Raw genomic sequence first — 19,295 nt, 5'->3', positions numbered from 1 at the left:
AATTTCGGATTTTTTTCGGCCCAAATAGCCAAATCCTAAACCTCCCTGTCCCGTCCAAGTCCAAAAACGATGGAAGCCGATCCTGGTCCTTTTAGACTGGTTTTGTTTATGTCACCATTTTCCCTACCCTCCATTTCTCCCGTAACTGATGTTTTGCGAACTTCCATCCGCAGTAAAATAGACAATAAAACCAAACCCTTGGGTTCCCTTGGTGATTTGGAAACCCTGGCCATGTTACTAGCAGAAATCCAAAATACATTATCCCCTGAGTTAAAAAACCCCAAACTCATTCTGTTTGCAGGTGACCATGGGATTACGGAAGAACCAGTTTCTTTGTATCCAAAAGATGTCACATGGCAGATGGTTCTAAACTTTTTATCAGGTGGAGCTTGCGCCAACGTCTTCGCCAAACACAGTCATATCGACGTGGAAGTGGTTGATGCAGGAGTAGACCATGATTGGGAAGAGAATACTCCGAAACTCATCCAAAGAAAGATCAGAAAAGGGACTTCCAATTTTTTAAAACAAGAAGCAATGTCGATGGAAGAGGCAAAAGAAACCATATTAAGCGGTATCGAACTTCTCTCAGAAAAACAATATGAATCCACCAATATATTTTTATTTGGTGAAATGGGAATTGGGAATACATCTGCAGCATCTCTTATTCTATCTCATCTAACAGACATTCCACTTAGAAAACTTGTTGGAAGGGGAACAGGTCTCAATAATAGCGGAAAAGAAAACAAATTCAAAATCCTTACAGAAGCATACCAAAGAACAGGAAAACTAAAAGATCCTATCGAAATACTTTCTGAATTTGGCGGATTCGAAATTGGAATGATGGCTGGAGCAATGATTGGAGCCGCAGCACAAAGAAAAACATTTGTAGTGGATGGATTCATTTCCACTGCAGCCTTCGCAATCGCCTTTGCACTCAATCCGACAGTAAAATCTTATGCGATTTTTTCGCATTTGTCGGAAGAAGAAGGTCATACAATTGTTTTAGAACATTGGAAAATAAAACCTCTCCTTCGACTCAACCTTCGTTTAGGAGAGGGAAGTGGTGCTTTGGCTGCTTATCCACTAATTGAACTGAGTGTCAAATTTTTGAATGAAATGGCATCCTTTGCTGATGCTGGTGTAAGTAATACGGATTCTAAATAAACGTAATATGAATTGGATTGTTTCAGAGATTCGCCTATTCTTTGTTTGTTTATCTTTTCTTTCTCGGATTCCTGCACCCCGCTGGATTGGGTTCCAAGAAGAATGGTTACACAAATCGATTAAATATTCTCCTTTTGTGGGTATCCTGCTCGGAACCTTACAGTGGATTATCTTTACTGTTTTTCAAATGTTTTTGGGACCCGCGATCGCATTTGTGATCTCCGTTGGATTTTTGTTAATCTTAACTGGGGCATTTCATGAAGATGGATTTTCTGATTTTTGTGATGGAATCGGCGGCGGATGGAAACGAGAAGATATCCTGAGAATCATGAAAGATAGTCGCGTCGGGAGTTTTGGTGCAGCAGGAATTTCTCTTTTACTTTTACTTAAAATCTTAGGTGCATCCGAATCACTGAAAACGACAGGATTTAGTTGGAATCTTTTTTCTATTGAAAGGACATACCAACTAATATCCGTTTATCTATATTTTGTGACAGCACATAGTTTGAGTCGTTTTTTTTCAGTTCTGATGATGAAATTGTTACCTTATGCCAAAGAAGAAGGGTATGCAAAACCAATGGCCAAGGAAATTACCTGGCCTCAAACTTTATTTGCAAGCCTTGCAGGTCTTCTTCCCTATATTTTTCTAGTTAACCTTCATCCCAAATTTTCACTGAGTTTGGTTTTGATCCTTCCTAGTTTGTATTATATGTATACATTAATGAAACGTTGGATTGGTGGATTTACCGGAGATTGTTTGGGAGCAGTCCAACAAGTAGCAGAAACTTGTCTTTGGGTTTCGGGAGTATTGATTTGGACCTATATTTAATTCGCCATCCGGAAACCATCGCACCCAAAGGAACTTGTTATGGCCGCACTGACTTCCCTCTCAAATACCCTGTGGAAGATACGGCCGACTCTACCTTTCCACATTTGCCTGCTAGATTTGATTTTTTTCTTTCGAGTCCTGCGCCAAGAGCATTAAAACTTTCTTCTGCTTTATTAACCAAATACAATCGAACACAAGTGGAACATTCCAAAATACCAACTGACGAACGTTTGTGGGAAATGAACTTCGGAGACTGGGATGGAAAACTTTGGGAAGAAATCCCAAGAAAAGAAACCATCCCATGGATGAAAGACTTCGTAAATGCAAATACTCCAGGAGGAGAAGCCTTTACTGATCTTATCTTACGAATGGATTCTTTTATCAATGATTGGAGAGAAGGTGGAAATTTAAGGAATCATTGGGAAAAAACAAATAACAAATCCTTAAATGCACTGATCGTTGTTTGCCACTCAGGTCCCATTCGCGCCGCTTTATGCAAACAATATGGGACCCCGTATGAAGAAGCCTTCAAATCACCTGTGGACTTTGGATCTGTCCACAAATTAGAGATTAGTTAAACCTTCTTTTTTTCACCAAGTGGTCCTAGTTTTGCTAGGATCAATTCGTTCACAAGTTTCGGATCAGCCTTACCTTTGGTTTCTTTCATCACACCACCAACGATGGCACCGAGCACACGATCTTTTCCGTTTTTCCAACCTTCCACTGATTCAGGTTGAGATTCAATCACACGAATGACAATTTCTTCCAGTGCTTTGTCATCACGAACTACTTTCAAACCTTTCGCTTCGACAATCGTTTCCGGTTGATCCTTGGAGGTTAACATATCTTCAAAGATAGTTTTTGCAATTTTTCCTGTGATCTCACCGGAGTTGATGAGTTTTACAAGTTTACCAATACGCAATGGATCGATCGCAAATTCTTGGATGGAAATGTTTTCTTTGTTGACGATACCAAGAATCTCATCTTTTACCCAGTTAGATGTTTTTTTGGCGTCCCCAGACACGAGTAGAGCTTCTTCAAAATATTCAGCTATCTCGCGTTCGCTGGTGAGTACTTCTGCATCGTAATCAGGAAGACCAAGTTCCGTTTTGTATCTTTCTTTTTTTTGTTTAGGAAGTTCTGGTAAAGTTTTACGGATGTCTTCAATAAACGAATCAGAAATTTGAATGGTAGGAAGATCTGGTTCAGGGAAGTAACGATAATCATGACTCATCTCTTTAGAACGCATCGGAATGGTTTTGAGTAAGGTGGCATCCCAAAGTTTTGTCATTTGGCGGAAAGTTTCTCCACGAGAATACATATCCTTTTGCCATTCTACCTCATAGTCTATCGCTTGTTTTACGGCCTTAAAAGAGTTTAGGTTTTTAATTTCTACACGAGTACGAAATCCTTTTTCTCCCTTAGGTCGAATGGAGACGTTTGCATCACAACGAAGCGAACCTTCTTCCATATTACAATCTGAAACTTGAATGTATCTTAAGATTGTTTTGAGTTCATTCAAATATACATAAGCTTCATCAGAAGAACGCAGATCCGGTTCTGACACGATTTCAATCAAAGGAGTTCCAGCACGGTTGTAATCCACATAAGAACGATTGATAGAAGGATCATGGGAGTGAATTAATTTTCCAGCATCCTCTTCCATATGAATCCTTGTTAGGGGAATGAATTTCGCTTCCGTCTCCCCTTTTAATTTGATATGGATTCCCCCTTGGGTGGCATAGGGTTTATCAAACTGGGAAATTTGGTAACCTTTTGGCAAATCAGGGTAAAAATAATTTTTACGATCAAATTTTGTGAATCTTGTGATTTCACATCCAAGTGCCACACCAGCACGAACCGCCTTTTCCAAAACCACTTCGTTTAACACTGGCAATGTGCCAGGAAGAGCGACACAAAGTGTGGAGATATGAGTGTTTGGGCTACCGCCAAATTCGTTTGTGGCGGTGGAAAAAATTTTTGATAGAGTATTGAGCTGGACGTGGACTTCCAGACCGATGATGACTTCGTATTCCATGGGTTTGGAAACAGGATTTTCCCGGAAAATCAGACTGGCAATTCAATTTCCGGGCGAAATCAATCCAGAGGGTCTGGGGCAGATTGCATCACCAGTTTATATAGGTTTTTTTGTTCCCGAGAGATGCTAATTTCCCCAGTTTGGTGCAGTTTTTTCGTAAACTCGGAAAGTTCTCGCACTCGAGATTCAAAGGCGATCCCAATTTTTTTATCCTCAAGGGCAATGTGAGACAAAAGCCAATTTCTAAGGTCTTGGACCAAATGAAGACCTGCTCGAGGATGCCCCAACTTAAATTCATCGTTTCTTGTTTTGATAAAGTCAATGAATCGTTTATGTTGATTCATATGTTGGACTACATCCGTATATCGAAAGTATCTCATAATTTTATCTTCCACACCGAAATGGTCCTTTGTGTATTCAATAGCGGAAGTTATGACCCTTTGAAACGTATCACTCGAACCATCACCTAACTTTAACGAGTTGTCTAACTCAACAATCATCTTTAAAAGCCAAATGTGTTGTAAATCGATAATAGGAATTCCAGTGGCTAAATTATATGTTTTCCAGATATTTCTTATTTCCTGGATAATATCAATGGATTGTTCATGAAGTGTGATATGGGTTGTATCCACCTGAACAATATTTTGATAAATTAAAAGTTGTTCTTTCGAAATTGGATATTTACCTGATTTTAGAATTTCATTACAGTAAGTTTTTAAATCAACTGCACTTGCTTTGAAAAAATCAGCATAATCGGTATCATCATGTAAGATATGTTGAAACAGCCATTTTTTTAAAATTTGCAAAATGCCTAAAGCGGCCATTTGATTATTTTTTGCTTCGTAATATTTTTCAGTTAACCGTTCTACAAATTTTCTATGGCTACTAACATGTTCAGAAAATTCTGGATAGTTAAAATGTTCGAGAATATCTTCTTCTAAGGCAAAGTGTTCCGAAACATAATCCAAAGCCTTTCGAAAGGAAGAATGAACATCCACTTCAGATCCATCTTTTTCAGATTCAACAATGGTTTCTTCTAACTCTAGAATGATATGAACCAACCACACATGTTGTAGATCGATGATAGGAATTCCAAGATGGAAAGGCTCACTTAACCAAGTGATTCTTAAGGAATCTAAATGCGCGGAAAAATCCTTCTGCATTGTTCCACAGAAATATTCACTCCCTTGGTGTCACGGATTTAGAATCATTTGAGGAATTGATATTTATCAGTAGTTTCGAAAAAAAGTGTATATTGATCATACCATGTAAATTGTGATCAATTTTGTAGCAAATTCAATCGATACACTCCCGAACTTATCCCAGGAGTGTATCTTCATTCAGCGAAATTAGACTAAACGAAAAATTTAGTTGTTAACTTCACCATTAGTCTCACAAAACCAGAGTAAGGTGGATACATCAACTTTGCAATGGATGCCTTAGGAGTTTGTAAAACTGATCTTTCGTGTGAAAAAGTTTTAAACCCAAATTGTCCATGGTAACTACCATGTCCAGAATGGTTCACACCACCAAATGGAAGGTTTGAATTCACGAGATGAAGGATCACATCGTTGATTACAGCTCCACCTGAACTTGTTCTTTTAAGAACATACTTGGATGTACTTCTTTTTTTAGTAAAAATATACAATGCAAGTGGTTTTGGTCTTTCATTGATGATATGGATGGCTTCGTCCAAAGTTTTGTAAGTGATGATTGGTAAAAGTGGTCCAAAAATTTCATCTTCCATAATACGAGCATCTAAAGAGACATTCGTGAGGATGGTTGGTGAAATAAAATTATCCGAACTTCTTACTTCTCCGCCATAAGCAATTTTTGCCCCTTTTTTGACTGCATCATCTACATAAGAGGATACTCTACCAAAGTTTTTTGCATTCACAATACGGCAAAAGTCAGGGCTTGCTGTAAAATTTTCTGGTTTGGATTTAAAGAAACTTTCTGTGGTTTCTTTTGCATTTTTAACAAACTCTTCCACTTTCGATTCAGGGATCAAAAGGTAATCCGGAGCCACACAAGTTTGGCCTGCGTTTAAAAATTTTCCCCACATAATTCTTTCTGCAGCAACTTTTAAATCAGCGTCTTCTGCAACAATCGAAGGAGATTTACCACCTAACTCAAGAGTTACGCTGGTTAAGTGTTTTGCAGCAGCTGCCATTACAATTTTACCAACTGGCGTGGAACCAGTAAAAAAGATATGGTCAAAAGGCACTTCGAGTAAAGCAGTTGCAACTGCAACATCACCTTCAAAAACGGCCACTTCATCTTCTGCAAATATTTCACTTAACATTGCTTTGATGACATCCGCAGTATGTGGTGTAAATTCAGAAGGTTTCAACATGATTGTGTTTCCAGCTGCAATCGCTGCTGCGAGAGGTGCAATCGCAAGATGGAACGGATAATTCCAAGGAGCAATGATAAGACAAACTCCCTTTGGTTCATAAACGATACGACTTGTGGCACCAAGTAAAGTTGGCGGAGTCATTACGTTTTTTGGGCGCATCCAATGTTTTACATGGCGGATGGCATCATTGATTTCTGCAATGGTAGGTAAAATTTCAGTGATGTCCACTTCTCCGGCAGATTTTCTAAAATCGGAATGGAGAGCGATTTGGATTTCTTTTTGGTATTTAAGGACTGCGTTTTTTAATTTTTTTAATTTAAGGATCCGAGTTTTGAAATTGGACAAACGAAGTTCCAAAGTCTTTTTCTTTTGTGCTTGGAAAATACGATCAATGTCAGAGGGAGTAAAACTTTTTGTTTGGATCACAGCCTTTCCAGAATTTGAGGTTTGAGTGAGAGTGGCTTGGGTCATGGGAATCTCCGTATTACTGACTCTCGTTCATTTAGAGAGGAAGTTCAAGAACTTTTTCGGAAACCGGGGCGAATCTATGTCTTTTTTATGCCAAAAACCCTTTTCCAAACCCTGGGGGAGGACCGTTTTGTGCATAGATTTCTGTTCTTTCTAAGTATAATTTGGCAGCTTTGTCAGAAGGATCGATATCACAAACTTCCCGAAACCCTTTCCCAGCTTTTTCAAATTCCCCATCCCAAAACAAATTAACACTGTCCTCAAACTGATCTTTCGTTTTTAACTTCAATCCGAAAGATTCTTCCACACCTTCCACCAATACTTGCGCAATCCCAATTAACTTTTGTTTGGCTGGTATTTTCAAAAAATCCAATAATCGATGTGGGTAGGAATCAGGATGTTCTAACTCAAGAAGTGCATCCAAACTAATAATGATTTTTGCCCCATATTTTTTGGTCATTGATTCCAAAGAATTGGCAACACCCATGGAGTCTGATAATACAGCAGACTCGATTCTTTGTTCTTCACCAATAATACCGAGCATCAATTCACCAAAATGTATCCCAACTCCAATTTGTATGCCAGAAACACGATGAGACATTGATTCGTTATTCCACTTTGCAACTGTTTTGTGCATTTCAATTGCAGCAGACAAGGCATCTTCTGGTTTTCTTTCAAACAAAGCAAAAATAGCATCCCCAACATACTTCTCAATAAACCCGTTATGGGAGCGAATGGTTGGCCCCACTTGTCTCAAATAATCGTTGAGAAATAAAAATGTCTCTTCTGGACTCAAAGATTCTGAAATTGCGGTAAAATTTCGAATGTCAGAAGATAATACTGACATTTGTTTTACGATAAAATCCCCGCGTTTGACTCTTGAATTAGAAACCTTTGAAAACAATTGAATGAGTCGCAAGGGAACAAATTTCGCATACACCTTGTTTGATGCTTCAAGACGATTATTGACTTCAATCAATTCTGTTGTCAAAGTATCCATTGAAGAATAAAACCTAGCATTTCTTCTCGCAAGGAGAATGCTCTGAAATAAAAAGAAAACAAACAATGAAAATGGCATCAATGGTTGAGACTGAAACCAGTAATTCCCTGCCATCAAATCATGTGTTGAACCAATCATAAGTAGTAATGATCCATAAAATACCAAACTACTATCTTTTTTTCTCTGTTTATAAATCTTCAAAATTACATAAAAAGAACAAATACTAAAAAACAGGATTAATACTTGCGAAAAAATATTGGTTTTTGTAAATAGTTTAGCATCTGTTAACACAACAAAAGAAACAAAACAAGCCGTGATACTCCAACAAGAATACAACATCCACTTTGGCACTTCGGATCTACCAGGGAACAAACTCTTTAGATAACCTAAGAAAAAACATACAAGAAGAGGAGCAGAAGTATAATCCAAAACCTGCATCCAATGCCAAGAAAAATCAGGAATTGCATAAACAATATAATAGTTATCAAGAACTACTAAACGAAGGCCAGTAAACGAACAAAACAACGCAAAGTATAGAGAACTTTTTTCCTCTCTTCTAAACAAAAACACTGTTAGCTGGTATAATGCCATCGTTAACATCGCACCAAAAACAAAAACCTCTCCTGCAGAATAAATAAGCGACTGATTTTGAATGACTTCCTTTGTCCCAATTTCAATTGGTTTTCTATATCCACCACGCGCATGATGAAAATTACTCACCACATAAAGTATTTCTTGTTCAAAACCTTCTGGTTGAAAAGATACATATTGGATTTGGTATTTTGGAACCGCACTTAACTCGTCAGTTCCCACCTTTCCTGAACTTGCAATTTTTTGCCGATTGACATATAACTCATAAGAACTAGTCGCAGGTTGCACCCGAAGGTAATATCGAATGTTGGGATCGGGAACTTTTAGTGTTAGGCGAAATACTGCATAACCATCTCCGCCTTCACCTTCTGGTCTATAGGAATTCCAAGACGAGGGAACTTTCACATAGGTTTTATTAGTTTCTTTTATTTTTTCAAATAAACTTTCCCCAAAAATCTCTCCCCAATAAAATTCCCATTCACCACCAGTTGAAAGTTTTTGGTTGTTCTTAATTGCTTCAAGAGGAAGTTCCAAATATCCTTTTTGTGCTTCTTGCGAAGATCCAAAATGGCAAGAGGATAACAAAACGACTGGTATAAAAAATACAAAAAGGATTTGGATTTGTTTTTTTATTTTTCCCATTCGGAAATCCCTTCCCAATCTTCACCGACACCTGCTGCTTGGTAGTATTCACATCTTTCAATATAAATCTGTGCTGCCAAATCTTCTGGATTGTTTGCAAACACCTCGCGAAATCCTTCTAATGCTGAAACAAATTCGGCACGTTCATAATCAAAAATTGCTGCTTCAAATCTTTCTTTATTTTCAATTTTTTTATTAGAGATATCATCGATGCCCGAAATTAATACCTCTGCTATCATTACAGATTCTTGTTTTCCTTTGACCCGAACAAAATCCAAAATTCGATAAGGAATTGTATCTAAATCTTCATGCATCATAAGTGAAGTTAAACTTACAAGAATTCTTGCACCGTATTTTTTTGTTAAACCTTGAATGCGACTCGCAAGATTAACTGTGTCAGAAATAACAGTCGACTCAAATCTTTTCTCTTCCCCCAAAATCCCAAGCATGGTGTCACCAGAATGAATTCCTATCCCTGCATGAAGTGGTAAATATCCCAACGAACGCCTACGTTCATTGTATTTTTCTAATTCCCATTGGATGTCTTCTGCTGCTTTGATGGAATCTTGAATCCCGCCATCAAACAATGCCATAATCGCACTTCCAATATACTTATCGATAAATCCATTGTTTTTACGAACGCAAGGTCCAATCCTACCTAAATAAGAATTTGTAAATAACATTCGGTTTTCAAGTGAAATGGAATATATGATATCCCAAAACTCCCAAATGTCTGCGAACAAAATGGTCATTTCCCTTTCGCTACTATCACCTAACTGAACTTCCTCGATACTTTCCTTTCCCAAATGAGTCAAAAAGTCACGAGGAATAAATTTTGCATAAAGTCGATTTGTTAAGATAAACTGTTCATTAATAGTTTCGAATTCTTCTTTTAATAATACTTTTTTATGGAAGTTTCTTGCCGTACGAAGTGTAACAATCGTGGATTGAACACCAAAAAATAAAAATACAGCAATTTGAGATAGTGTTGATTCTCCTTCCCCACGATAAGCAAGAAAAACATCATAAACGAACCCAACAAACAGCACCAAATATCCTAAAAAGAAAATTCCTGATTCAGGCAACCCTCTTACCATCATTTGGTACAATCGAATTCCTAAAAACAGAGCATAAACAAGTCCTAATACCTGAAAGACAAGTTCAAACTGAGTATAAACTTCCGGTTTAATGATTAAACCATAGACTAACATAAACTGTACGTAAGCACTGAAATAAAGAATCAACTTTGTATCGATAAATCTAGGGAAAAGTCCATCAACAAACCACAAAAATAAAATTCCTAAAACAAATACAGATGCATAGTCAACATAAATCACTAGTTCCCAGGGAATATTTGGGAATACAGCATAAATTGTTTTACTACCAATAAAAGGAATTCTTGCAGCAAAAACTAAACAGAAGAATCCAAAGTAAAATGCTTCTCTTTGTTTGTTTCGATAGAAAAATAAAATAAAATGATACAAACCAAACATAAATATAGCGCCTGTTAACGCCAAATCAATCGTACTTTGTGCTAGAATATAATTTTGAACACTTTCTGCAAGGCCGAAGATTGGTGCATTGGGGAGGCCACCTTCTTTGTGATGGAAATTACTGACTTCAATTCGAATCTGAAGATGATCTTCTGCACCAATAGTAAAACTTTGCCCTTGGGCACTTGGAATGGTTGTTTCTTTTGTTTTGCCAGGGACTCCCGACACCAAACTTCTGTTACCTGCCAATAACCGAAATGAAGTGCGAACCTCAGGCAAATAAACCGAATAAATTTGATTTTCTTTGGGAAGATGAATGTCCAACACATAGGTGCCATATCCCTTCCCATCCTTGATCTCCGAATGCAAAGGAACTTGGTTCCAAAGAGCTGGAACGGGAAGGTAAATTGAGGAAGGAGCACCTTCAGGAACATTGAATTGTCCTGGATAAAATTTCCAGTCTCCGTGAAGTGCGATCGCGACTCCTGATTCAAATGAAACATTTCTTAAATCCAATTCACCCGATTGAATTTTCGGCGAAGGAGCCACCATACGACAGGCCGTTGACAAAAGCGCAATGGAAAGATAGATTATTGTATGGCGGGTCATCCCTAACCTTCAGAGACTTGGAGGACAAGAATTTGGAAAGGAAGTTTTCGAATTAAAAAAAATAATATTTTTTGGTTTGTACGACTGTCCCATTCAGTTATTATGTCACCTAAATGAAAACTCCATCCGGATCCAACAAAGCCGCCCTTGCCTACCAAATCCTCGGCCGCTATTTACCGGATGAAGTGTTCGCCCATTTGAGTGATGATGAAATCGAATCACTCCTCATCAAGGTGGAGACCAACCCTTCCCCAACCCGAGGCCAAGAAAAAGACATCCTCCTTTCCTTTACCCAATTCCTTCAAAAAAACCAGAAACAAACAAAGGGAAAAAATACAAATCATGGGTACCCCACCAAATCCATGGGGAAATATGCGAACGACGATAATTCTCCGGAAAAGAAGGAGAAAATTGGCCCTAAGTTCGGAAATTCCCCTTTAGTTGATGGCGGTTATACGAATAGCGAACATAATCCCCGAAATTTGGGGGGAACTGATGGGAAATACTCGCATAACGAAGATCCAGATTCAAATGAATTGTATTCTCTCCTCCAAGAAATCCTAAAAGAAGAAGAATCTAAGTCGAACGCACCCCTTTGGCCGGAACTTCCCAAATATTCTCTGGAAATGCTCCGCCACCTGACCATGGACGAATCGTCAGAGGTTGTAGCAAGGGTTCTTAGTTTTTCAGATCCGGAGACGGCTTCTGAAGTCCTATCCGAATACCCAGAAAACCATCGGGAAGATGTCATTTTGGCTCTTTCCGAAATTGACTACCATTCGGACAGAGAAAGGGACCAATTAGAGCGGTTTCTTCGGTTCAAAATGGAACTGATCGAGAAAAAAATGCCGGTTTCGAAGATCCGTAGCCGGAAGGCAAAAACGGCCGGCGAAATTCTGACTAGACTTCCTTTTTTGCCTTCTCAAAATTTAATTGAACGAATTCAGAAAAAAAGCCCAGAATATGCCGAAACTATAGTAGAACACTACTTTCGTTTGGAAGACCTCCTTCATTTAGGAAGGACGAGCCTCACTCGGTTCTTTTCTGAAATCCATCCTCTTGTCATAGCTTGTGCTTTGAAAGGAGTGGAGACGGATTTTCGCGACCAAGTTTATTCCAATTTGGAATCTTGGCTTGTGAAAGAAATAAAGATCGAATGGGATTCGTTAGGTCCTGTCTCTTTAGCAGAAATCGAAGAAGCCCAAAAGGGAATCTTAGATAGATTGCGAGAGGCAATGGATGAGGGCAAAGTGAAACTCTGGAGATTGAAGTAAGTATATGGCAAAACTCGTCTTTAAACCAATCCAAATTGCCGACTTACAAGAAGAAGTTGAGATTCAACTTCCTGATAAGTACAAAAAATTTCATAAAACCGACGAACAAGAAGACTTCGAGATAGACCAAGAAGGGAATATCATTGAACAGTATCAAGGTCCATCGATTGAAGAGATCGAAGCGGAACTCCAAAGGTATCGTCAAGAAACGGAAGAACAAGTTCGTCAATTATTAGAAGACGCAAAAAAACAAGCCAAGGCCATTGAAGAAGAAGGTAGAACCAAAGCCTTCCAAATGGTTCAAGACTCCAAAGAAAAAATCAAACTAGAAGAAGACTCCGGCCGTGCCAAAGCGGAACAAATCTTAGATCGTGCTAAGATGGAAGTCGAACGTATGATCAAAGAAGCCGAAATGAAACAGGCTGAGATCGAACACGAAGCATACCAAAAAGGTTATGATGCTGGCCGTGAAGTAGGATTTAAAAAAGGCCAAGGGGAAGTGAGACGACTCATTGACCGACTAGGAACTATCATCGGTAAGGCGATCGATATCCGCGAAGAAATGATTGCTGCATCTGAAAAACAAATGGTCGAAATGATTCTTGTCATTGCAAGAAAAGTAATCAAAGACGAAATCATTGAGCGTAAAGAAATTGTACTCAATAATATCCGCGAAGCAATGAAACGTATTAAAGATCGTGACCGTATCGACATTCGCGTAAACTTTGCTGACTTGGAACTTACAACTGCTCACAAAGACGAACTCATCAAACTGATGGAATCACTCAGAAAAGTAAACATTTACGAAGATTCACGTGTAGACCGTGGTGGAGTGATCATCGAAACAGATGTGGGAGCAATTGACGCAAGGATTTCTACTCAGCTCAAAGAAATCGAAGAGGCAATTCGAAACGTAGAACCGATATGATTTCGAAAACCCGTATCTACCAACTCGTATTCGGGTTCTCATTCGTTCTTTTTCCAACTGTTTTTAGTTTGGCGGCGGAACCATGTGGAACCATGATCACTTCATTCGAAAGACCGGTTGTTTTAAAAACTGACTGGTTATTTCGCAAAGGAGATAACTTAGATTGGCGAGATGAAACTGTAGAAGAATCTTTCTGGGTCAAACGTTCTGTTCCTGATTATGGAATTTCAAAAACAGAAAATCTAACAGGCTATCACTGGTATCGGTGTTCCTTTTATTTACCTGACAATTATACAACTCCTGTTGAACCAATTGCTATCCAACTTGGTCGCATCCGAGACATTGATGAGTTTTATTTAAATGGAACTCTAATCGATAAAACAGGAACCGTTCTTCCCAAACTAGAAGTTGACTTTCAAAAAATTAGAATATACTCTCTGCCAACTCACCTTCTCAAACCGGGCCTCAACATTATGGCGATCCGTATCTATGCGGCAACAAACCTGAATGGCCTGAAAGAAGCTCCAACAATCGCAAAAGAACGCCTGTTACGCGAAACCGTCTTTTCGAAAGAAGCGTTTGCAATGGTTTGCGGTTATGTATTTATCTTTATGGGAATCTACTTTTTAGTAGGTTCCATTGTCCGCGGGAGAGCTGGTGAAAACTTTTTCTTTGCTTTGTTTTCCATTTTCATGGGAATATATGTTTTAATCCGGACCCAACACAGAGATATTTTATTTGATAGTTTTACTTGGTCTTATGTTGCGGAACTATTAGTCCTCATTTGCCTTCCTGTATTTTTTATCAACTTTATGCACCAATATTTAAAAATGAAACGTAACATAGTTTTATTGGTGTATGAAGTTTTCTTATTTGCATTATTCGTAATTACACTTTTTTTTAGAACTCCAAAAACTTGGATTTTGGTCATTGCACTTTTTAATTATGTTTTGCCAGTGGCAATGGGTCTTGTGATTTATTTGTTTGTAAAGAATGGAAAAGCAAACATAGCAAAGGTAAAATACATCCTCATCGGAATTGCATGTATATTACCTACAATTTTAATCGATAGTCTCTCGGCTTTAGAAATCATTTCTATGCCTGGAACTTTGTATTTAGGATTTTTGATCTTTTTGGTAATGATATCTATCCAACTTTCCAACGACATTGTTTTAGGATTAGAGAACTTTATCGAACAAGAAAAAGAACTCATCCAAATGGAAAGAGTCAAAACTGGTTTTTTAATTAATTTATCCTCTGAATTCAAATCGGGAATGGAAAAAATTAAAAAAGCCATCGACAATATCTCAACAAGTCACGGCAAAACAGCTTTAAAAGAACAAACAAAAGTTTCCCCAAAACAAGCTGCAAAAAAGAAAACTAAAAGCAAAACAGGATCAAAACAAGAACTAGATCCAATCAAACAGGCTGAAGACCATATTGCTTACATGAGTTATATGGTAGAAGAAGCAATGCTTCTTAGAAAGTTAGAGGAAAAAACATACATTCCATTTTATGAAACATTTTCAGTCACAGAATTAATTAGGAATTGTGTATCTAGTGTTGAAAACCATCTAGAACAATATAGAAAAACTACCTCAATTGAAGTAAAACCGAATGATTTAGAGATATATTTTCCAAAGGAATTATTGTTTTGCATATTGAGAAACCTCGTAGAAAATGCTTACCAATACACCGATCAAAAAACAGACATTAGTATTGAATTTTTCAATCGCGATGGTTACCACCAATTGATCGTTATGGATGAAGGTATGGGTCTTAGCCAATTGGAAATGGAAACCATATTTCAAAAATTTGTTCGCGGTTATCGCGACAAAAAGAATGAAATTCCTGGCGCAGGGATTGGTTTAACTCTCGTAGAAGCTACAACAAAATTTCTAGGTGGAACCGTAAGTTTAAAGTCAAGCGAAGGAATGGGAGCCAAATTCACAATTCGGATCCCGGAGAAACCTAAAAAATGAAATCTTCAATTTTACATAGAATTTTTATTCTAAGTTTCTTTTTATTTGTTTCAAACTGCGCACGTTTCACAGACGAAAACACCGTTGTACTAAGATTAGATGGTGATGATTGGGGTATTTATTTTAACGACAACCCTGATATCCTTAATAGTGAATTTAACGCTAACAACTTAGATATTACAACTGTTCCCAGCAATTTCCGCAATATAAACAAAAGTTATCGCGGCTCCATTTGGGTTAGAAAAAACTTTGAAATCACTACTGAACAACACCAAAAATCTTTAGCCCTACAGCTTGGGAAAATCTACCAATCGGATGAAGTTTTTATTAATGGTGTTTTAATTGGTAAAAATAATTCCGCATTCGGAAAGGATCCAGATGAATTTGCTTTTGGAAGACCAAGAATTTATCCGATTCCCCATGACTTATTGTTAGAAGGTGAGAATGTTCTCATTGTAAAAGTTAACTCTTCTCTTTCTACTTCAGCTGGAATCATTACCGGCCCAATTCGTATCGTTACCTATGAAGAAGCGCTGAATGGCAACTTATATGATTCGCTTGTAGAATTGATTTTTGTTGGATTTTATCTGTTTATAGCATTATTCTTTTTTATAAACTTCTTCAATCTTCGAGATAAAAAAGAATACCTTAGTTTCAGTATTCTAGCGCTAATTTTCTCCGGTTATGAGTTATCAAAAAACGAAGTTCGATTCTTTTTGATCAATCAATTTGCAATATTAAAATTTATTGAATATTCATTTCTTCTAATCCTTCCTTATGGATTTATTAAATTCATTCAAGATTTCTTTGAGCTTAAACCTTTTAAATACCAAAGATTATATCTGTTAACTCAGTTTTTCTTTATCGCAGTATTTGCAATCATCCACAATCCCGTATTTTGGTATAACTTCATCGGATATTGGGACATTCATTTACTTGCGGTGATTGGATATGCAATTTATGTAACTTTTTTAAAGTTCCGTGACCAAGCGCGGGGATCGACTATCCACCTACTTGCACTCGTATATTTATTATATTCAATTCTAAAAGAAATTTTAATTGAGAGAGGTTATTTAAATTCACCATCCTCTCTTGAAACTAGTTTTTTAGTATATCTGGTTCTCATGACATTGGCCCTGCGATTTCAATTTTTAATGATGAAACGCAAACTTCAAAACAGATATGAAAGACTAAAAGAAGCAGACTCTTTACGAGAAAAGATATTTTATTATATGGATGCGATGATTTCAGGTCCTCTGAAATCTATGAAAGAAAAACTAATTTCTTTCCGCGAATCTACTCAGAAAACCAAGGATAAAAACTTAGTAAAAGAAGTAATAGAGGTCCAATCATCCATAGACAACGTAATGGACGATATCATTGAACTTTCTCGTTTGGAAGTTTTAAAGGAAGTTCCTTTCAAGGAACAAGTCAATTTCATTTCGTTTATCAACGAAGTGATTCCAGAAGATGACATTACCTATTCGATTAAGGTAAATCCAGAAACAGAAATTCATAACAGTTTAGATTTAATCAACTCAGTTGTTGTCCGATTAGTAGACTTTCCTCCTTTCAAAGAATTCAATCATAATGATTTAATCATCACACAGGATTTGAAAGGAAATGTTCACTTCCGGTTTTTATTGTTTCATAGTAATCCAAAAGTTTCACAAAGATTATTCAGTGATTTGGTAGAAAACTATAATACTCTGACACCCGTAAAAGTCAAATGGGCCATTATTCTGGAGATTGTTCGTTTGTTAGGTGCAAAAATTGATTTCAAAATCATCAAAAAGAAATATTTAAAAATCGATTTAGGTATTGCTGCAATCGTTCCTATCTCCGAATTACAACCAATCAAAGAATCAAAAACATCTACTCCAACAACTACAAATAAAACAGGAAAAGAAGATTGGAGAGTTACCTTAAAGCGTATTTGGAAATTTTTAAAAGAAACTGAAATAAAAATTCCAAACTTTAAAAAGAAAAAATAAAATCGAAAATTCATGATCATAAAGTATCTAACACAACCAAATCCAGAATCATTAAGGAAGGCCTTTGAAGGTTGTCAGGAACTAACATTCTCAAAAGATGAATTTTTATTTCATGGTGGCGATCCAGTTGCTTACATGGACCTACTTGTTTCTGGTGACCTTCAGGTATTTAAATACGATGGGAATATGAATGAGGTGACCTTAACATTCTTTCGTCCTGTAAGTATCATTGCCGAGTGGGCAGTCATCCAAGGAATTCCTTATCCTGCTTCCGGCAGATTCACGAAAAGTAGCACGATCTTAAGAATGCCTCTTTCAGAAGTACAAACACGCATTCACAAAAATATCGAATTAAATCATATTCTAATGCACTCATTGATGAATAAAATTGATACCTTAAATTTAGCAATCAATCGCGGACTTACGATGGATGCAATGCAAAGGGTAGCTCATTTTTTATTCTACGGAACACCAGATTCTCTGGCATTAAAACAAACACAAATGGCTTCTCTTCTTTATTTAAGGCCGGAAACATTCTCAAGAATTCTCAAACAATTAAAAGAACAAGGTCTTATCGATACCCAAAAGGGAGAAATTTCCATTATCGACAAAGAAGGACTATTGAAAATTTTAGCATAGTTCTTGATTTGAATCAATGAAATGATTCTAATTTCCATTAGGATCGTATCATGAAGATTTCTTTTTTTCAATGGAGTTTATGGAATACAGCCTTCCGACCTTTTTTTTGGTTCGGTTCGGTTTATGGCATTTTAGTGATCGGGATTTGGTTATTAGTATTATCAAATGCAATCGCAAATCCTATTCAAATTAACTCCATTCATTGGCATTCTTATGAAATGGTCTTTGGATTTTCCAAAGCGATTGTCCTTGGTTTTCTTTTTACAGCGGTCCAAAATTGGACAAACTCTAGTATCTTAAAAGGGAAAAATCTTTTTTTCCTCCTTCTGTTTTGGACTTTAGGAAGATTTTCGATGTATCCACTTGGGATAGTTTCTTATTTATCTTTCGGTTTGGACATCAGCTCCGATTTGATGGTCATTTTCCTTCTCTATCCAAAATTAATAGTTCCAACTCAAAAACACAACCGTCCAATTTTATATCACTACGGACTATTCACAGTATTTCATTTGTTAGCTGGTTTTTCTGCAAGATCGGTGATGGATTCAGAAAAGACTTTGTTATACATTCATTTAAGTATTTTTGTAATTTTATTTCTCATTTTGATTATTGGCGGGCGAGTTGTTCCTTTCTTTTCCGGAGTTGTCATTCCTGGATATTCATTCAAACGAATGCCTAAATTAGAAACGGTTATCTTATATTTGCCGTTTGTATTTTATGTTTCTCTAATAATACAAGGTTATTTAGTTAATAATGAATCAATTCACATTGATATTACAAATATCAATTTTGGAAGTGTGATTCTCTTATTCACTTTTTTAGTTAGTTTTACTTTGTTTGTTACCAATCTCATCCGTTATGTTTCCTGGAAACCCTGGAGATCCTATAAAAAACCCATCCTTTGGATTTTGTATACTGGTTACTTCTGGGTTTGTTTAGGATTTTTATTGTATAGCCTTGTATCTTTGGGTTACTTTCCTGTTTCTTCCGCAGTGCACAGTTTGACTGTCGGTGGAATTGGTGTTTTTATCTATGGAATGATCACACGTGTGAGTTTAGGCCATACAGGAAGAAGTATTGTCGCATCACCACTTACAGTAGGTGCTTATATTCTATTAAATTTTGCAGTAGTTGTTAGAGTATTTTTTCCATTAATCGGAAAATACAATTTGGCCTATCATCTTTCTGGAATTTCTTGGATCCTTGTTTTTGTTTTGTTTGTCATCCAATATACAAAGATTCTGTTTAGCCCAAGACCAGACGGAAAACCATCTTAAACATTTGG

14 protein-coding genes are annotated in these 19,295 nt (G+C 37.1%); 9 read left to right on the top strand and 5 right to left on the bottom strand.

Annotated features, from left to right (window positions below):
- Positions 1-108: 108 nt before the first annotated feature.
- Genes cobT through EHR01_RS09610 form a run of 3 tightly spaced genes read left to right on the top strand, consistent with a single transcriptional unit; the run spans position 109 to position 2,571 of the window.
- Positions 109-1,164, top strand: coding sequence for a nicotinate-nucleotide--dimethylbenzimidazole phosphoribosyltransferase (cobT, locus tag EHR01_RS09620; protein ID WP_135694579.1), 1,056 nt, complete (start codon positions 109-111; stop codon positions 1,162-1,164).
- A 7-nt stretch (positions 1,165-1,171) separates the two neighbouring features.
- Positions 1,172-1,993, top strand: a complete 822-nt coding sequence (locus EHR01_RS09615) for an adenosylcobinamide-GDP ribazoletransferase (RefSeq protein ID WP_135694578.1) — start codon at positions 1,172-1,174, stop codon at positions 1,991-1,993.
- On the top strand, positions 1,978-2,571 hold the full coding sequence (locus tag EHR01_RS09610; RefSeq protein WP_135694577.1) for a histidine phosphatase family protein: 594 nt from the start codon (positions 1,978-1,980) through the stop codon (positions 2,569-2,571). Before EHR01_RS09615 ends, EHR01_RS09610 begins: the two co-directional genes overlap by 16 nt.
- Here EHR01_RS09610 and gatB read toward each other — a convergent pair.
- The 5 genes from gatB to EHR01_RS09585 all read right to left on the bottom strand — a co-directional run bounded on the left by gatB (position 2,568) and on the right by EHR01_RS09585 (position 11,193).
- Positions 2,568-4,031, bottom strand: coding sequence for an Asp-tRNA(Asn)/Glu-tRNA(Gln) amidotransferase subunit GatB (gatB, locus tag EHR01_RS09605; protein WP_135694576.1), 1,464 nt, complete (start codon positions 4,029-4,031; stop codon positions 2,568-2,570). The genes EHR01_RS09610 and gatB overlap by 4 nt on opposite strands.
- 59 nt (positions 4,032-4,090) lie before the next feature.
- The gene (locus EHR01_RS09600) at positions 4,091-5,194 is read right to left on the bottom strand and encodes a bacteriohemerythrin (RefSeq protein ID WP_135694575.1); all 1,104 of its coding nucleotides are present in this window, start codon (positions 5,192-5,194) and stop codon (positions 4,091-4,093) included.
- Positions 5,195-5,385: 191 nt separating this feature from the next.
- Positions 5,386-6,861 (bottom strand): aldehyde dehydrogenase family protein, encoded by a 1,476-nt coding sequence (locus EHR01_RS09595; protein WP_135694574.1) that lies wholly within the window; start codon positions 6,859-6,861, stop codon positions 5,386-5,388.
- An 85-nt stretch (positions 6,862-6,946) separates the two neighbouring features.
- The gene (locus tag EHR01_RS09590; RefSeq protein WP_135694573.1) at positions 6,947-9,091 is read right to left on the bottom strand and encodes an adenylate/guanylate cyclase domain-containing protein; all 2,145 of its coding nucleotides are present in this window, start codon (positions 9,089-9,091) and stop codon (positions 6,947-6,949) included.
- Positions 9,079-11,193, bottom strand: a complete 2,115-nt coding sequence (locus EHR01_RS09585; RefSeq protein WP_135694572.1) for an adenylate/guanylate cyclase domain-containing protein — start codon at positions 11,191-11,193, stop codon at positions 9,079-9,081. The genes EHR01_RS09590 and EHR01_RS09585 overlap by 13 nt, the downstream gene beginning before the upstream one ends.
- Positions 11,194-11,306: 113 nt before the next feature.
- On the opposite strand from EHR01_RS09585, the gene EHR01_RS09580 reads away from it, so the two are divergent.
- The 6 genes from EHR01_RS09580 to EHR01_RS09555 are packed head-to-tail and all read left to right on the top strand — an operon-like array spanning position 11,307 to position 19,287.
- Positions 11,307-12,467, top strand: coding sequence for a FliG C-terminal domain-containing protein (locus EHR01_RS09580; protein ID WP_135694571.1), 1,161 nt, complete (start codon positions 11,307-11,309; stop codon positions 12,465-12,467).
- 4 nt (positions 12,468-12,471) lie between these two features.
- Positions 12,472-13,395, top strand: a complete 924-nt coding sequence (gene fliH, locus EHR01_RS09575; RefSeq protein ID WP_002973208.1) for a flagellar assembly protein FliH — start codon at positions 12,472-12,474, stop codon at positions 13,393-13,395.
- On the top strand, positions 13,392-15,377 hold the full coding sequence (locus tag EHR01_RS09570) for a sensor histidine kinase (protein ID WP_135694570.1): 1,986 nt from the start codon (positions 13,392-13,394) through the stop codon (positions 15,375-15,377). The genes fliH and EHR01_RS09570 overlap by 4 nt, the downstream gene beginning before the upstream one ends.
- Positions 15,374-17,371, top strand: a complete 1,998-nt coding sequence (locus EHR01_RS09565) for a 7TM-DISM domain-containing protein (protein WP_135694569.1) — start codon at positions 15,374-15,376, stop codon at positions 17,369-17,371. The genes EHR01_RS09570 and EHR01_RS09565 overlap by 4 nt, the downstream gene beginning before the upstream one ends.
- Positions 17,372-17,383: 12 nt before the next feature.
- The gene (locus tag EHR01_RS09560) at positions 17,384-18,010 is read left to right on the top strand and encodes a Crp/Fnr family transcriptional regulator (protein WP_135694568.1); all 627 of its coding nucleotides are present in this window, start codon (positions 17,384-17,386) and stop codon (positions 18,008-18,010) included.
- Positions 18,011-18,060: 50 nt separating this feature from the next.
- On the top strand, positions 18,061-19,287 hold the full coding sequence (locus EHR01_RS09555) for an NnrS family protein (protein ID WP_135694567.1): 1,227 nt from the start codon (positions 18,061-18,063) through the stop codon (positions 19,285-19,287).
- Positions 19,288-19,295 lie beyond the last annotated feature (8 nt).

Source organism: Leptospira mtsangambouensis, assembly GCF_004770475.1.
GTDB classification, from domain to species: Bacteria; Spirochaetota; Leptospiria; order Leptospirales; family Leptospiraceae; genus Leptospira_A; species Leptospira_A mtsangambouensis.
The sequence above is the reverse complement of the archived record's forward strand: the minus strand, read 5'-3'. Positions and strand labels throughout refer to the sequence as shown.

Bases quoted from the DNA above. Each gene is read 5' to 3' on its own strand.
- cobT (WP_135694579.1), top strand. From the start codon at position 109: ATGTCACCATTTTCCCTACCCTCCATTTCTCCCGTAACTGATGTTTTG.
- EHR01_RS09615 (WP_135694578.1), top strand. From the start codon at position 1,172: ATGAATTGGATTGTTTCAGAGATTCGCCTATTCTTTGTTTGTTTATCT.
- gatB (WP_135694576.1), bottom strand. From the start codon at position 4,031: ATGGAATACGAAGTCATCATCGGTCTGGAAGTCCACGTCCAGCTCAAT.
- EHR01_RS09600 (WP_135694575.1), bottom strand. From the start codon at position 5,194: ATGCAGAAGGATTTTTCCGCGCATTTAGATTCCTTAAGAATCACTTGG.
- EHR01_RS09595 (WP_135694574.1), bottom strand. From the start codon at position 6,861: ATGACCCAAGCCACTCTCACTCAAACCTCAAATTCTGGAAAGGCTGTG.
- EHR01_RS09590 (WP_135694573.1), bottom strand. From the start codon at position 9,091: ATGGGAAAAATAAAAAAACAAATCCAAATCCTTTTTGTATTTTTTATA.
- EHR01_RS09585 (WP_135694572.1), bottom strand. From the start codon at position 11,193: ATGACCCGCCATACAATAATCTATCTTTCCATTGCGCTTTTGTCAACG.
- EHR01_RS09580 (WP_135694571.1), top strand. From the start codon at position 11,307: ATGAAAACTCCATCCGGATCCAACAAAGCCGCCCTTGCCTACCAAATC.
- fliH (WP_002973208.1), top strand. From the start codon at position 12,472: ATGGCAAAACTCGTCTTTAAACCAATCCAAATTGCCGACTTACAAGAA.
- EHR01_RS09570 (WP_135694570.1), top strand. From the start codon at position 13,392: ATGATTTCGAAAACCCGTATCTACCAACTCGTATTCGGGTTCTCATTC.
- EHR01_RS09565 (WP_135694569.1), top strand. From the start codon at position 15,374: ATGAAATCTTCAATTTTACATAGAATTTTTATTCTAAGTTTCTTTTTA.
- EHR01_RS09560 (WP_135694568.1), top strand. From the start codon at position 17,384: ATGATCATAAAGTATCTAACACAACCAAATCCAGAATCATTAAGGAAG.
- EHR01_RS09555 (WP_135694567.1), top strand. From the start codon at position 18,061: ATGAAGATTTCTTTTTTTCAATGGAGTTTATGGAATACAGCCTTCCGA.